General features: G+C 56.9%; 12 protein-coding genes. 2 read left to right on the top strand and 10 right to left on the bottom strand.

Annotation, left to right across the window (positions count from 1 at the left end; translation table 11 throughout):
- Positions 1–29: 29 nt before the first annotated feature.
- Positions 30–1,460, top strand: coding sequence for an NAD-dependent succinate-semialdehyde dehydrogenase (locus ACR0AZ_RS14015; RefSeq protein WP_480472114.1), 1,431 nt, complete (start codon positions 30–32; stop codon positions 1,458–1,460).
- A 382-nt stretch (positions 1,461–1,842) separates the two neighbouring features.
- Positions 1,843–2,028 carry a nitrate/nitrite transporter NrtS gene (nrtS, locus tag ACR0AZ_RS14010; RefSeq protein WP_480667690.1) on the top strand — a complete coding sequence of 62 codons (186 nt, stop codon included), beginning with the start codon at positions 1,843–1,845 and terminating at the stop codon, positions 2,026–2,028.
- 3 nt (positions 2,029–2,031) lie between these two features.
- Here nrtS and ACR0AZ_RS14005 read toward each other — a convergent pair whose 3' ends face one another.
- The 10 genes from ACR0AZ_RS14005 to dctP form a co-directional block, all read right to left on the bottom strand.
- Positions 2,032–2,940: a carbon-nitrogen hydrolase family protein gene (locus ACR0AZ_RS14005; protein ID WP_480472116.1), complete on the bottom strand. Its 909-nt coding sequence runs from the start codon at positions 2,938–2,940 to the stop codon at positions 2,032–2,034.
- Between the two features lie 72 nt (positions 2,941–3,012).
- Entirely contained in the window at positions 3,013–3,426 is a 414-nt protein-coding gene (locus ACR0AZ_RS14000; RefSeq protein ID WP_480485025.1) for a GFA family protein, read from the bottom strand.
- 64 nt (positions 3,427–3,490) lie between these two features.
- Positions 3,491–4,201, bottom strand: coding sequence for a glutathione S-transferase family protein (locus tag ACR0AZ_RS13995; RefSeq protein ID WP_480667689.1), 711 nt, complete (start codon positions 4,199–4,201; stop codon positions 3,491–3,493).
- A complete protein-coding gene (locus tag ACR0AZ_RS13990) occupies positions 4,198–5,379 on the bottom strand; it encodes a CaiB/BaiF CoA transferase family protein (RefSeq protein WP_480472119.1) in 1,182 nt (393 codons plus the stop codon). Before ACR0AZ_RS13990 ends, ACR0AZ_RS13995 begins: the two co-directional genes overlap by 4 nt.
- Before the next feature lie 89 nt (positions 5,380–5,468).
- Positions 5,469–6,374, bottom strand: coding sequence for a LysR substrate-binding domain-containing protein (locus ACR0AZ_RS13985; RefSeq protein ID WP_480472120.1), 906 nt, complete (start codon positions 6,372–6,374; stop codon positions 5,469–5,471).
- A 67-nt stretch (positions 6,375–6,441) separates the two neighbouring features.
- Entirely contained in the window at positions 6,442–7,170 is a 729-nt protein-coding gene (locus tag ACR0AZ_RS13980) for an SDR family NAD(P)-dependent oxidoreductase (RefSeq protein WP_480667688.1), read from the bottom strand.
- A 30-nt stretch (positions 7,171–7,200) separates the two neighbouring features.
- A complete protein-coding gene (locus ACR0AZ_RS13975; RefSeq protein WP_480472122.1) occupies positions 7,201–8,187 on the bottom strand; it encodes a CmcJ/NvfI family oxidoreductase in 987 nt (328 codons plus the stop codon).
- Between the two features lie 390 nt (positions 8,188–8,577).
- Positions 8,578–9,933, bottom strand: coding sequence for a TRAP transporter large permease (locus ACR0AZ_RS13970; RefSeq protein ID WP_480667687.1), 1,356 nt, complete (start codon positions 9,931–9,933; stop codon positions 8,578–8,580).
- 3 nt (positions 9,934–9,936) lie between these two features.
- Positions 9,937–11,268, bottom strand: coding sequence for a TRAP transporter small permease subunit (locus ACR0AZ_RS13965; RefSeq protein ID WP_480667686.1), 1,332 nt, complete (start codon positions 11,266–11,268; stop codon positions 9,937–9,939).
- 75 nt (positions 11,269–11,343) lie between these two features.
- Positions 11,344–12,444 carry a TRAP transporter substrate-binding protein DctP gene (gene dctP, locus ACR0AZ_RS13960; RefSeq protein ID WP_480472125.1) on the bottom strand — a complete coding sequence of 367 codons (1,101 nt, stop codon included), beginning with the start codon at positions 12,442–12,444 and terminating at the stop codon, positions 11,344–11,346.
- Between the last annotated feature and the right edge of the window lie 329 nt (positions 12,445–12,773).

Here is a 12,773-nt window from a genome sequence, read left to right as displayed (position 1 = left end):
ATGTTCAGTCAATCAAAAGGCGGCTGTCCATGTATCCAGAAATGAAGCTGTTCATCGCGGGCGAGTGGCGCAAGACACGCTCTGATATACCGGTGGTCAATCCGGCCACCGAAGAGGAAATCGGCCGCCTTCCCTGCGCCGGGCAGAGCGATCTCGACGATGCTCTGGATGCCGCAGTTAAAGGTTTCGCGCTCTGGAGCCGCACGTCGCCACGGGACCGCGCTGATACGATCCTGCGTGCTGCCGCCCTGATGCGAGAACGGCAGGAAGAGATCGCCACCTCGATCACGCTGGAGCATGGCAAACCCTTGCAACAGGCTCGACTAGAGGTGATCCGTGGCGCGGAATTCTTCGAATGGGATGCGGGAGAGGCAATGCGGACCTATGGCCGCGTGATCCCCGCCGCCCGTGGTCACAAGTTTTCCGTGCATCACCAACCCGTTGGCGTAGTTGCTGCGTTTTCTCCGTGGAACTTTCCGATGAGCCAGCCTGCACGCAAGATCGCGGGCGCACTGGCTTCGGGGTGCTCCGTGATTCTGAAGGCTGCCGAGGAAACGCCCGCAGGCGCCATTCACATTGCCAGAGCCTTTGAAGATGCAGGGTTGCCGCCCGGTGTATTGAACCTTGTCTTCGGGAATCCGGCCGACATCTCGGCTTACCTGATCCCGCAGGAGCCTGTTCGGCTCGTCGCTTTCACCGGTTCAACCTCTGTGGGCCGCCATCTGACCACGTTGGCAGCGCAGAATGACACGCGTGTGCTGATGGAATTGGGCGGCCACGCGCCGGTCATCGTCTGCGAGGATACTGATGTGCAAACGGCAGCGACCTCCAGCGCTGTGCGCAAGATGCGCAATGCCGGTCAGGTCTGTACATCTCCCACTCGATTCTTTGCTCATGAGAGCATTTTCGACGACTACGCCGATGCTTTTGTGAAGCGCGCCCAGGCTACCGTCGTCGGTAATGGCATGGACGATGGTGTGGAAATGGGGCCGACCGCCAACGACCGCCGTATCCCTGCACTGACCGAACTTGTCGAAGACGCCCGCGCAAAAGGGGCCACGGTCGCCACAGGTGGCGCGCGTCATGGCGACATAGGATACTTCTTTCAACCCACCGTGCTGCTGAACGTGCCGGACAATGCTCGCATCATGCAAGAAGAACCCTTTGGCCCCGTCGCAGTCGTCAACCCCGTCAGCTCGTTGGATCACGCCATCGAACAAGCGAACGCTGTTCCCTATGGCCTTGCCGGCTACGCCTTCACCAATCGCGCCGATTATATCGACCGGCTGGTGGATGAGGTCGAGGTCGGCAACCTTTCAATCAACACACTGGAGGCCTCCATGCCGGAAACACCCTTCGGTGGCGTCAAGTCCAGTGGTTATGGTCGAGAAGGCGGAACCGAAGGCCTGGACAATTACATGTCAGTCAAAAATATCTGGCACGCAACTTCGATTTGCTAGCCTAGGTTCGGGGCACATAGCCAATAGACAACGGCTGGGGCCAGAAAGACCTTCGGACATCTGTCATATCTGGATGCCATACGCTGCCAATCTTTGAGCCTGCCAAACATAATCTCGACGCTTGTCAAGGCGGACAGTTGCCTTACCCTGCTTCCGCCTTCTCTCAACCAATCGGCGTCATGACCGCGGTCTTCAAGCAGACGTTTACCTTGGGCAGACTGATATGAAATGTCTGCACAGGCTAAGCCTCCCCTTCTGAACTGGTCCATCGCTAGGTTTTGGAAACGGAAGACCAAGAATAGCGAACAAGCGACCAAAGTCCGAAGAGATAGTCTCGAAGTTACTGCAGCTTGCCGTCAGGTGCGAGGTGGTACGGCGGGCAATGTGCATCGCGTTGATCGTCGGTACTTTGCTGGCTTCGATTAACCATGGCGATCGGTTGTTTTCAGCGGATGTCGATCCAACCATGGCCCTGAAAATTATGATGACTTACTGCGTGCCCTATTCGGTGTCTACCTATTCTTCGGTACTGGCCATCCGCGAAAACAGTCTCACTAAACAGGTTTGACGCTCAATCCAAGCGCCGAGAATTGTGCTCCAGGCTCAACACGTCGCGGCGGCTATAGTGGCCAGCGGGGTCCAGTTTCAGGCGCGCGCCTAAAATGGCCTCGGCAGAAATATCGGCATAGAGGATCTGCTCTTCGCCGACCACCGGCCCTGCAATCAACGCACCATCCGGCCTGGCAATCATTGAGCCGCCATCGTTGATCACATCCCGCCCTTTTATGACTTGATCGCGTAGAGGAAAACTGTCGGGAATGTCCTGAACCCGCAGCAGGCCCGAGACCGAGACGCAATACACCCGCCCCTCGAGCGCAATGAACTGCGTGATATTCTCAGTCACGTCCAGATCTCCTGGCCAAGTGGCGATATGCACTTGTTCGCCCTGATCGTACAGCGCCTGACGCGCCAGCGGCTGCCAGTTCTCATAGCAGTTCAAACCTCCGAATTTCAGCCCTTGCCAATCATGCACTTGCAGCCCATGCCCATCTCCATCGGCCCAGATCAGCCGTTCATGGAAGGTTGGTTTGAGCTTGCGATGCACACTGACGACGCCCTGTTCGGGATGGATTGCCACCAGTGCAGCATAGACCGAGCCGCCCGAGCCGGTCCGTTCAACGATACCCACATAAACGAACACACCCAATCGCCGGGCTGCGTCCACGAGGGACGTGACTTCGGGGCCGTCGGTCGAAATGGCGGATTTCAGATAGGCAACATGACCGATTTTCAGAAGCGCGTCGTTATGGGCCACCTCAGGCGCGCGCAGCCACACCGGGTAGCCCGACAGGAAAACCTCGGGGAAGACGACGGTCTTCGCCCCGTTCGAAGCGGCCTCTTGCAGCAGGGCAAGCGCCTTTTGGGTGGTGGCGGCAGGGTCCAGAAAGACCGGTGCGGCCTGAACTGCTGCAAGTTTCAAGGTGTTTTTCCTTTTATTTGCCTTAAGCATCGAAGATGGCCATCGTTATAACCGCCTTCGATCACTATAGGGTCAGCCGGGATTTTTCGCGACCTGCGGCAGCGCATCATCCAGCACCGACCATGTCTGAGACGAGTCGCACCAGATCTGAACTGTAGGCTGCACCCACGAACTGTCGTTCAACGTTCCCGCCTTGATCGCAGACAGGTGGTCGAACGCGTCCAGTTCGGTGGACAGAGGCGATCCGCAATTGGTGCAGAAATTACGCCGCACTGGCGAACCCGAGGCCCCATCCACCACATATTGCCCAAGCGACGACCCGCTGAGCGCCACTGAACTGGTCGGCACCAGAACATTCACAGAGAAACCTGTACCAGTCTGTTTTTGGCAATCGGGGCAATGACAAATTGCTGTCATTTTCGGCTCGGACTCAGTGGACCTATAGCTGACTTGCCCGCAGAGGCAGCTTCCTGAAATTTCTGGCATATCTTCGTCTCCATGTTGGGTGTCCCTCGGTCGGTCAAGGCGCATTTGGTGGCCCTGTTTTGTGTCAGGTCGGAGTCTGGTCTTGCGACCGTCGCAGATGGTCTGCCGACTGGTTGAACAGAACCGAATTGTTGGTCGCGTTGGCTGCTTCGGAAAATTGTGCGTCTTTGTGCAGGTCGATCGCAGCGCGCACAGCGGGGCGCTGCTTGATGCGGTGACGCCAGGCCGCCACATTGGGGAACTGGTCCAAGGACACCCCTAACGGTTTGGCGATGAAGGCCCAGGGAAACGTCATCATGTCCGCGATGGAATAATCCGACAGGATGAAGTCGCGCCCTTCCAGGCGGTTTTCGAGCACCGCGAGCGAGCGTTCGTATTCACCTTTGTAGCGGTTGTGGGAATAGTCCTGCCCATCTGGCGCGTAGTTTGCAAAATGGCTTAGCTGACCTGCCATCGGCCCTTGATTGGCGGCCTGCCAGAACATCCACTCGGTCAGTTCCTTCTGCTCAACCCGGTTACGGGCCCCGAACAGGCCGGTCTTGTCCGACAGGTACAACAAGATAGCCCCGCTTTCGAACACTGGTAGAGAGCGTTCTGCAGTATGATCGACAATCGCCGGAATTCTGCCATTGGGACTGATAGCCAGAAAGTCGGTCCGCAACTGATCGCCTTGCGGCAGCCGCATCAGGATGGTGTTATGCGCCAGCCCAACTTCTGCCAGCATAATGGCGACCTTCCAGCCGTTCGGTGTTGGGGCGTAATAGAAATCAATCATGACGAGCGCGCCATCCGATCCGGCATCAGCGGCACCAGCACCTCATCCGTATGTGCACCCAGTTCTGGTGCCGGGCGGATATTGCTGGCCGGAGTACCGTGGAACACTGCAGGGTTACGCGCTTGGCGCAAACGCCCCGCAGTGGGGTGGTCGTATTCAAACAGCGTGCCGTTCGCCTGTAGTTGAGGATGGGTCCGCATTTCCTTCCGAGTCAGTACCGGGGCGCAAGGCACTCCGGCGGCTTCTAGAGCGGTCAGCAGCATGTCGCGCTCTGCCTGGCTGACGATGGATTGTGTCAGCTCCAGCCGCGCGGAGCGATGAACCTCGCGACTTTCGGCCGTTTTGAAGCGCTCGTCCGTTAGGATTTCCGGATGGCCGGTGGCCTGAGCCAGCGCTTCCCAATGCTTGTCCTGCATGATGGAGATGCTCAGATAGCCGTCCTTCACCTGATAGATCAGATCGTGAAAAGACTGGCTTTCCTCTTTCTCCATCTCGTCTCCCACGAACGTATGCCCGTTCATGTCCGAAGCCCACAGGAACGCAGTCACCGTATCCAGCATTGACAGCGTCACCTTCTGCCCCTTGCCGATCCGCTCTCGCGCCAACAGCGCGGCAGTTATGGCCTGACTGGCCTGCACAGCGGTCAGCTTGTCGGGCAAAATGGTGCGCACCAGACGCGGACGTTCCTCGTCCGAACCCGCCTGCACTGTGGTCAGGGCCGAGACCGCTTGTATCAGTGGATCATACACTGGCTTCCCGGCCAATGGCCCATCAAAGCCAAATCCCGCGATGGACATATGCACCAGCCTGGGGTTTTTTGCGCTCAGCGCCTCGTATCCTAGCCCAAGCCGGTCAGCAACGCCGGGCCGAAAGTTCTGAATGAACACATCTGCCGTTGCCACCAACTGTTTCACCGCCTCCAAATCCGAGGGGTTCTTGAGATCGACAACGATTGAGCGTTTGTTACGATTGTTATTCAGGAATGAGGCTGCGTGCCCGCCGCGTCGCGTCGCCAGTTGCCGGGTATAATCGCCGTCGGCGCGTTCCACCTTGATGACATCCGCGCCCTGATCTGCCAGCATCATCGTAGCCATCGGTCCGGAAATGACGGTGGTCAGATCAATGATGCGTATCCCGGCCAAAGGGCCGCTGAACTGTTGTGTCTCGGCCTGCGCCATGGCGGACTCCGTGATTGTTGCCAGCGTCAGACTAGGCAGCACGGCGCATTCGAGGTACTGCAAACAATTCAGAAGGATATGAATAAAATTCACATGACCTGCGACAACAGCCAGTCCTGCAGGCGCTTGACGTCAGAACTCAACGCCGTGTCGCGATGCACGATGTAATATGCGCTGTCGCTGATCTCGGGCGTTTGGAAAGGTTGTACAAGCGCACCCGTTTCCAGCAACGGATCAACCAAAGGCCTGCGTCCCAAGGCTATTCCCAGCCCGTCTTGTGCCGCCTGAATAGTCAGTTCATAGGTTTCCAGATCATAGAACCGCTCCGGGTCTGGTGGCGTCAGATCCCGCGTGGCGCACCATGTATCCCACTCGCCCTCGACCGTGGTATTGACCAGTATCCGTGCCTTCTGAAAAGCTTCTGAAAGCGTTTCACATTGTAGTGAGTCCCAAAGCACGGGGGACATAACCGGAACGATGGCCTCGGCCAGCAACGGTTTGACGATGTATCCGTCCCACACGCCTGATCCGCGCCGGATTGCCAGATCGATATTTTCCCGCAGCAGATCGACAACGCGCGTGGTGGTGATCAGGTTGATCTCAAGATCCGGGTGTTTTCTATCCAGATCCAGCAGCCGAGGCATCAGCCATCCGGCGGCAAACGAAGGTGTCAGGGTCAGCGACACCCGCTTGCGCCCGGGGGCGGAACGAACCGCTTCGGTCGCGCGCAGAATCTCAAGCATCGGCTGCTTGATCCGGTCGAAATAACGGACCCCTTCAGCCAGCAGATACAGCTTACCCTTGCGGTTTTCGATCAGCCGTACGCCCAGCTCTGCCTCCAACGCCTTGAGCTGATGGCTGATCGACGAAGGCGATATACCTAGGCGTTCGGCTGCGCGCACGGTGTTGCCCACCAATGCCACCTCAAAAAACGCCTTGAGTCCACCAAATGGTGGAAAGCGATCACGGTCGACGGATTTTCGGTCATCAGACATGGTGGTTGCACCCCCTCCTACTGCCCAGCCGTAGCGCAAGACCGGCCCGAAAGATGAGCGCAGGCGCTCAGAACGTCCAGGTTTCGGAATAAGGACGCAACTCGATCTCATTGCTCCAGGCGGAGCGTGGCTGCAGATATGTGTGCCAATAGCTGAGCGCCACGTCATCCGGCTGTGCCAGCTTCTCGGGGTCATAGCGGTCGCCATAGCGTTCATGCATCACCGGTACATCCAGATCACAGTCCAGACGCACATGTACGATATGAATACCGTCCTTGGCATAGGCGCGTGCCAGACTTTGCGACAGCGCCCGTAAACCGAATTTTCCGATTGCATAAAGCGGCATCTTGCCTGATCCCCGGAACGCGGCGGTCGAGCTTGAGAAAAACACGCTGCCCTGGCCCCGCTCCCGCATCGCGGGCATGACCGTTTTTGCCGCTGCAAAAGCACCGACAACTTCAAGCCGCAAGGTTGCCTCTAGCGCCTCATAGGTCATGTCCAGCGGGTCAATGGCGGTAAAGGCATCCCGCACGTTGTAGATCAGCAGATCAATCCGACCCAATTCGCTGGCAGCGACGAACAAGGCATATTCCAATGTCGTGGGGTCAGTGGCGTCAGCGCAGTAATACTTCACCTGCGCCTCGGGCCGCGCTGCCAGAGCGGAGGCTTTGGCAGCGGCGCTTCCCTCTTCGGTGCGCGATATCAGCGCGATATCCATTCCTTCACTACAGAATTTGCGCGCCAAAGCTGTACCCAGACCCTCTCCGGCACCAACGATTGCACAGACAGTCGACATAGCATCTCTCAATTCGCGGTTTTTCGGGGGTTATACATCGTAGAGAACAGCACAGCGGACCTCGATGCTCCAACGGTCCGGGGCGTCGTCTCCGACCGACGGATCGGCAAAGGCACTGTGGAAGCTGAACGTTGAGCCGCCATCCGGTCGAGAGCTATCGGCCCGGGCCCCTTTAGAACGCGACAGTTCCCCCGCTGAATCCCATTGTTTGATCAACAGCGCCTCATCCCGCGTCATTTCGGGATAGAACAGCCATTGGTGCTGATCCGAATATTTGGCATAGTAGTTTTCGCCGATCCGGTCCGCATAGTTGATTTCAAACACCACCAGATCCTCGGGGCAGACCAATGCCGCGTCGCACAACGCCAGTGGGTTGGTCATCACTGGCTCACTGGCGATGCTACGCCACAGATTGATGATGGCGTACCGTCCTGCGCCAATCGCCTGATCCACTGCATCCTTGTCGAGCAACGCCGCCCCGTCCGCCAGCGTGAAGCGGTAGGTATCATTGCTGGTCGGTGGTCGGGTCAGATCACACAACCGTTGCGGGGCGCTGGTCATGGTGTAATCGCCATGAACCATATGTAGCGGCGGCTGCACCTGCTGGCCGCCTGTGATACGTTGCTTGCTGCGATTACCTGAAACCGAACGGACATTGTGATCAAAGGCGGCCACGATCCGTGCGCCAGTGGACTGACGGATGACCTCCTGACACTGCGGATAATAGCGCTCTACCACTTGCTGATTATCCAGAAAATCAAACTCGGGGCCGTCCAGCGGCTGCTGCAACAGCTCAAAACCATTGGGGCCCAGCCGGTGCTGCCCTGCCCCATCAAATGCGCGGGCGTCATGTACGGGTATCTTGCGTTTATCGAAGGTGACACCAACCCAATGATCATCTGATCCGCTGTTGTCGCGCCGCGTGTACACCTTGCCATTTCGCAGCAAGGACGTCTCGGTCGCAGCATCGAGATAAGTGAATTCTCCGATCCGCTCAGTTTGTACAATCACATTCATCCGTCTGTCCCCGCATTTCCCATCCGGCCGCGCCGGAATTTTGTGCGGTAATCGGTGATCTCAGCGGGCAAGGTTTGTCCTAACTATGATCGTCCGCACTTGTGCAGGATAAGAAATCTAGGGTCCGAGAGTCAATCAATGCATAACAAAATTACGCATTGTATATCTGTGAAAGCCCCATATTGCGAAAACAGGGTTCCAAAATCATGCGTGCAAAAGCACAGCTTTCTGGCCGCGCCCGACCAAAGCCCGTGCGCAAAGAAGCTGGCAATGTCATCTGTTCCTGCCGCAACACCTGCGCCTAACCTTTCGATATCCGGCGCAGGAATTAACCATCGAAACTTCTGTTAACAGCTATGCAAGATGATCGACAAACGATCTGACAAAGCCCTAACCGTAAACTAGATTTGGCAACCAGGTCACCACCCATGGGAATAGCATGCAGATCACCAGACCGACGATCTGCAAGAACAGGAAGGGCAGCGCAGCTTTGAAGATATCTGTCATCGGAATCGATGGCGGCGCAACTCCACGCAAGTAGAACAGTGCATAACCGAAGGGCGGAGACAGAAAGCTCATCTGCATGTTCACGAGGTAGAGAACCCCGAACCACAAAACCAGATCATTCGGGTCATCAAAACCAAAGGCTGCGGCACCCAGCGCCTTGATGATCGGCACGAAGATCGGCACGCACAGCAGCAGAATACCAACCCAGTCCAAGAACATGCCCAGCACGACCAGCAATATCTGCATGACGATCAGAATGCCCCACGGACCCAGACCAGCGTTCTGCATCGTCTCCTGCACAAATTGCTGACCACCTTCCAGCACGTAAAGCCCCACAAAGATGGTCGCGCCAAACATGATCCAGATCACCATGGCCGAAGCTTTGAGCGTAGTTACACAGGCCTCACGCACCGTGGGCCAGTCCAGTTTGTTGTGGATCGCAGCTACGATAAAAGCACCGAATGTGCCGATGCCCGCGGCCTCAACCGGCGTGGCAACGCCCGAGAAAATCACCCCCAATACGATGACGATCAATGCGATTGGAGCTGACATCTTGCTTAGCAGGCGCAGTTTTTCGCGATTTGAGATCCGCTCATCTTCGGGGATCGGCGGTCCCAGCACCGGATTGATATAGGACCGGACCACAACATAGAGGATATACATCCCCGAGAGCATCAGCCCGGGCACCACCGCGCCGATGAACAGCTCGCCTACAGATTGCTCAGCAACAACTGCATAGATGATGGCAAGGATCGATGGCGGGATCAAAATGCCCAGAGTGCCCCCAGCCATGATCGAACCCATAGCGATCTTTGGGTCATAGTTGCGCTTCAACATTGCTGGCAGCGCGATGATTCCCATCGTTACAACCGCCGCACCGATCACGCCGACCATCGCCGCCAGCACGGTCGAGGCCAGAATGGTCGCCGCCGCCAGTCCGCCCTTGAGCCCGCCGAGAACCTTGTAGATCACATCGAACATGTCGTTGATGATCCCTGCCCTTTCCAGCATCGCAGCCATGAAGATGAATAGCGGGATCGCCGACAGCTGATAATTCGTCATCAGCGGGAAGATCCGGCTGGGCACGATATTCAGGGCTCGTGCGTCTCCCAAAAGGAACAAGAAGACGCAAGCCAGCCCCCCGGTCACAAAGGCCAGCGGCAAACCGGCCATCAGCAGGGCCAGCAACGACCCGAACATTACGAGCGTCAGCAGCTCGATGGACATTTCCAGACCCATCGGTCAGAACCCCCGTGCAATAGTTCGGATGTCTTTGGACAGTTTCGACACCCCTTGCAAAATCAACAGGATCGCGCCCACAACCATCATCCACTTCATCGGCCAGAGAGGGATTTCCCATTCGTTGAAGCTGATCTCACCCCAGCGGACATTCGGATCCGTCCAGTCGCCAAAAGTCAGCGCCCCGAACATCTCGAAGAAGCCGAGATTGCCGCGCGCCCATTCCGAGACAACTGAATTGCCGGTAGGCACTGCGATTGCGTCCATCGCAAAGATGTACGACGTCACCAGCAACGTGCCGGCAAAGATGAAGAAGAAGATCGATGTGAACAGATCGGCCCAGGCTTTTCTGGGCTTGGACAGCGGCGCATAGAAGATGTCGACACGCACGTGGCTTTCGGTCAGCATCGCATATGAGCCCGCGATCAGGTACTGCATGCCGAACATCAGATACATGGATTCATGCGCCCAGTTGGTCGGTGCATTGAACACATAGCGGACGATCACTTCGTAGTAGTAGACAAAGACCGCAATCACCGCCCAATAGCTGACAAATTCACCTGCATATAAGGACAGTCGATCAATCCAGTTTTCGGCATATTCATGATCGGCCTTCCGCGCACCGGGGTCCATCTCGGCTGCCCGGGCGGCGGTTTCCTCGTCGATTTCCAGCTCTGGTTCGTCGGGGTCCACTGCAGCTTTCTCCCGCGCGCGATTGACAAGCCGGGGAAGCAACAGGGCGTCCACAACGAGGAAAGCCAGAATTGTGTAAAAGGCGTAGCGCGCAACCGAACTCCACATCGCGCGGGTCGCGCCGGCGGTTTCGGCAAGCGGTTGCGCCTCTTGCAAATCGGCGTTTGCTTCGTCCAAACGCTCGCGGCCGGTACTGATAGCTTTTTCCGCCCGGTCCAGCGCCCGCTCGGCACGTCGTTTCTGCAAAGCGGTGCCGTCTTGCGCGGCTTCAGCGGCAGCCCTTAGCTCATCCAGCTCAGCCTCGGCAGTCTCAACCCGGCCAGCTTCACGTTCGATCACACGTTCGGCCTGGCGCACCACGTTTATTGCATTGGAGAATTCGTTCCGCGCCTCACGCTCCTGTCCGTTGGCGTAGAGGATCATGAGGAAGACCGGCAGATAGACGAGCCCCAGCAGATTGCGCAAATAAAAGCGATGCAGACCCAGCATCCCACCAGTCACCAGGATCAAATACCCTAGTGGCAGCCCATAGGTGCGGGTCTGAGGTTGCGTGCGGCGCGCCAGCACCATGGCCAAAGCGGGAAAGGCGACCAAACCCACCCAATACAGCCAGTGCGGCAGCGTAAAATCGACGCTTGGCATGTTACGTTCCGAAGTCCAAAGGAAAGTTAGGTCCGCGCAGAACCTGCGCGGACCGAAGGGTACGTGGCCCGAGAATTACAGGTCCAGAGTCTGACCTTCGATCATCTCCGGTGTCACATAGCCCAGCGAACCGGACATCATGTAATCGAGCTGGATCTTGAACACCCGCGCCGCGTCTTTGTCGCGGTTGGCGTATTTGAACCAGATCGGCACGGCGATCTCGGTCATTAGCTCGACATCGTCCTGCGACAGGCGGGTGATCTCGGTGCCTTCGGCCTCGAATTTTTTCCAGGCTTCCTGATCGGCGGCCTGAATCGCGGCGTGGTGCAGATCGGAATAGACATGGGTTTCCATCTCGACAAATTCCTGCATCTGCGGGCTTAGCTTGTCCCATGCGGCCTTGCCGACGGTGATATCCATGAGGTCGACCGGCTGGTACACCGACATAAAGCCCGGCGGTCCCATTACGATGTAATCGGTCACTTGGCTGAAACCCAATGCATGGTTCACTGCAGGACCAACAAAGTCGGCCACGTCGATGGTGCCCTTTTCCAGTGCCGGGAAAATCTCCGACCCCGGTAGAACCGTGGTTTCAGCACCAAGTTCCGAGAATACTTCGGCAACCATGCCGCCGGGCAGTCGCATCTTGCGGCCTTCGAAATCATCGATCGAACGGATCGGAACTTTCGAGTGGATGATGTTCGGTCCATGATGCACCGGACCGACAAAATGCAGCCCCTGTGCGCCCAGCAATTCGCGAGCAATGTCGATGCCACCGAGGCCATAGTAGAATGTGTCATACTCATGCGGCTGACGCAGCCCCAGCGGGTAAGAGCTGAGGAACACTGCCGCGGGGATGATGCCTTGATAATAGATGGTGAACGGATTGATGGCGTCCAAAACGCCATTTTTCACCGCATCGGCCAGCTGGAAATCACCCACAACATCATTGGCACCAAAGGCTTGAAAAGCAAGTTCCCCGCCGGTTTTTTCTTCGATTGTGGCGCACCAGTCTTTGAAGGTCTGTAGCCCGATCCCCCCGGGCCAAGATGTCTGGATCTTCCAAGTGGTTCCTTCTCCTGCAGCCGTCGCAATGTGAGGGGCCGCCAGAGACGCCGCGCCTGCACCAGCAATCGTCTTGAATGCGCTGCGGCGTGTAATGAGCTTCTTGGTCATGTGTTCCTCCCTTTGATCATCGTCATGCCCGTGCGAGGCCATGCCGATGCAGGCGCAAGATAGTCTGAGTTTTTTAAATTGGTAATATTTTTTTTCCAATTGTTGATTTCCTCACCTTTCCGTGAATTTCCACGTCGCTGCACATTTACCCATGGGACCACAGCCAGCTGTGTCGGAGGCCCCGAAAGAACCCCTAACAACTTCATGCAGAGCGTACCGTTCCAAAGCACGGGGCTGATTTGCGAAAATGGAAAATCTTCAGTTGCGTCGCAATCTCTTGGTTCAGATTAACGCGGTTGCCCGTTGTAGCATTTGCTTAGAATAAATAG

The organism is Ruegeria sp. BE3 (genome assembly GCF_056538865.1).
Note: the sequence above shows the minus strand (reverse complement) of the source record. Positions and strands in the feature narration are given on the sequence as shown.

Coding starts and splice junctions, on each gene's coding strand:
- ACR0AZ_RS13985 (WP_480472120.1), bottom strand. CDS start 6,374: ATGTCTGATGACCGAAAATCCGTCGACCGTGATCGCTTTCCACCATTT.
- ACR0AZ_RS14015 (WP_480472114.1), top strand. CDS start 30: ATGTATCCAGAAATGAAGCTGTTCATCGCGGGCGAGTGGCGCAAGACA.
- ACR0AZ_RS14000 (WP_480485025.1), bottom strand. CDS start 3,426: ATGCCAGAAATTTCAGGAAGCTGCCTCTGCGGGCAAGTCAGCTATAGG.
- ACR0AZ_RS13980 (WP_480667688.1), bottom strand. CDS start 7,170: ATGTCGACTGTCTGTGCAATCGTTGGTGCCGGAGAGGGTCTGGGTACA.
- ACR0AZ_RS13995 (WP_480667689.1), bottom strand. CDS start 4,201: ATGATTGATTTCTATTACGCCCCAACACCGAACGGCTGGAAGGTCGCC.
- dctP (WP_480472125.1), bottom strand. CDS start 12,444: ATGACCAAGAAGCTCATTACACGCCGCAGCGCATTCAAGACGATTGCT.
- ACR0AZ_RS13965 (WP_480667686.1), bottom strand. CDS start 11,268: ATGCCAAGCGTCGATTTTACGCTGCCGCACTGGCTGTATTGGGTGGGT.
- ACR0AZ_RS13975 (WP_480472122.1), bottom strand. CDS start 8,187: ATGAATGTGATTGTACAAACTGAGCGGATCGGAGAATTCACTTATCTC.
- nrtS (WP_480667690.1), top strand. CDS start 1,843: ATGTGCATCGCGTTGATCGTCGGTACTTTGCTGGCTTCGATTAACCAT.
- ACR0AZ_RS13990 (WP_480472119.1), bottom strand. CDS start 5,379: ATGGCGCAGGCCGAGACACAACAGTTCAGCGGCCCTTTGGCCGGGATA.
- ACR0AZ_RS13970 (WP_480667687.1), bottom strand. CDS start 9,933: ATGGGTCTGGAAATGTCCATCGAGCTGCTGACGCTCGTAATGTTCGGG.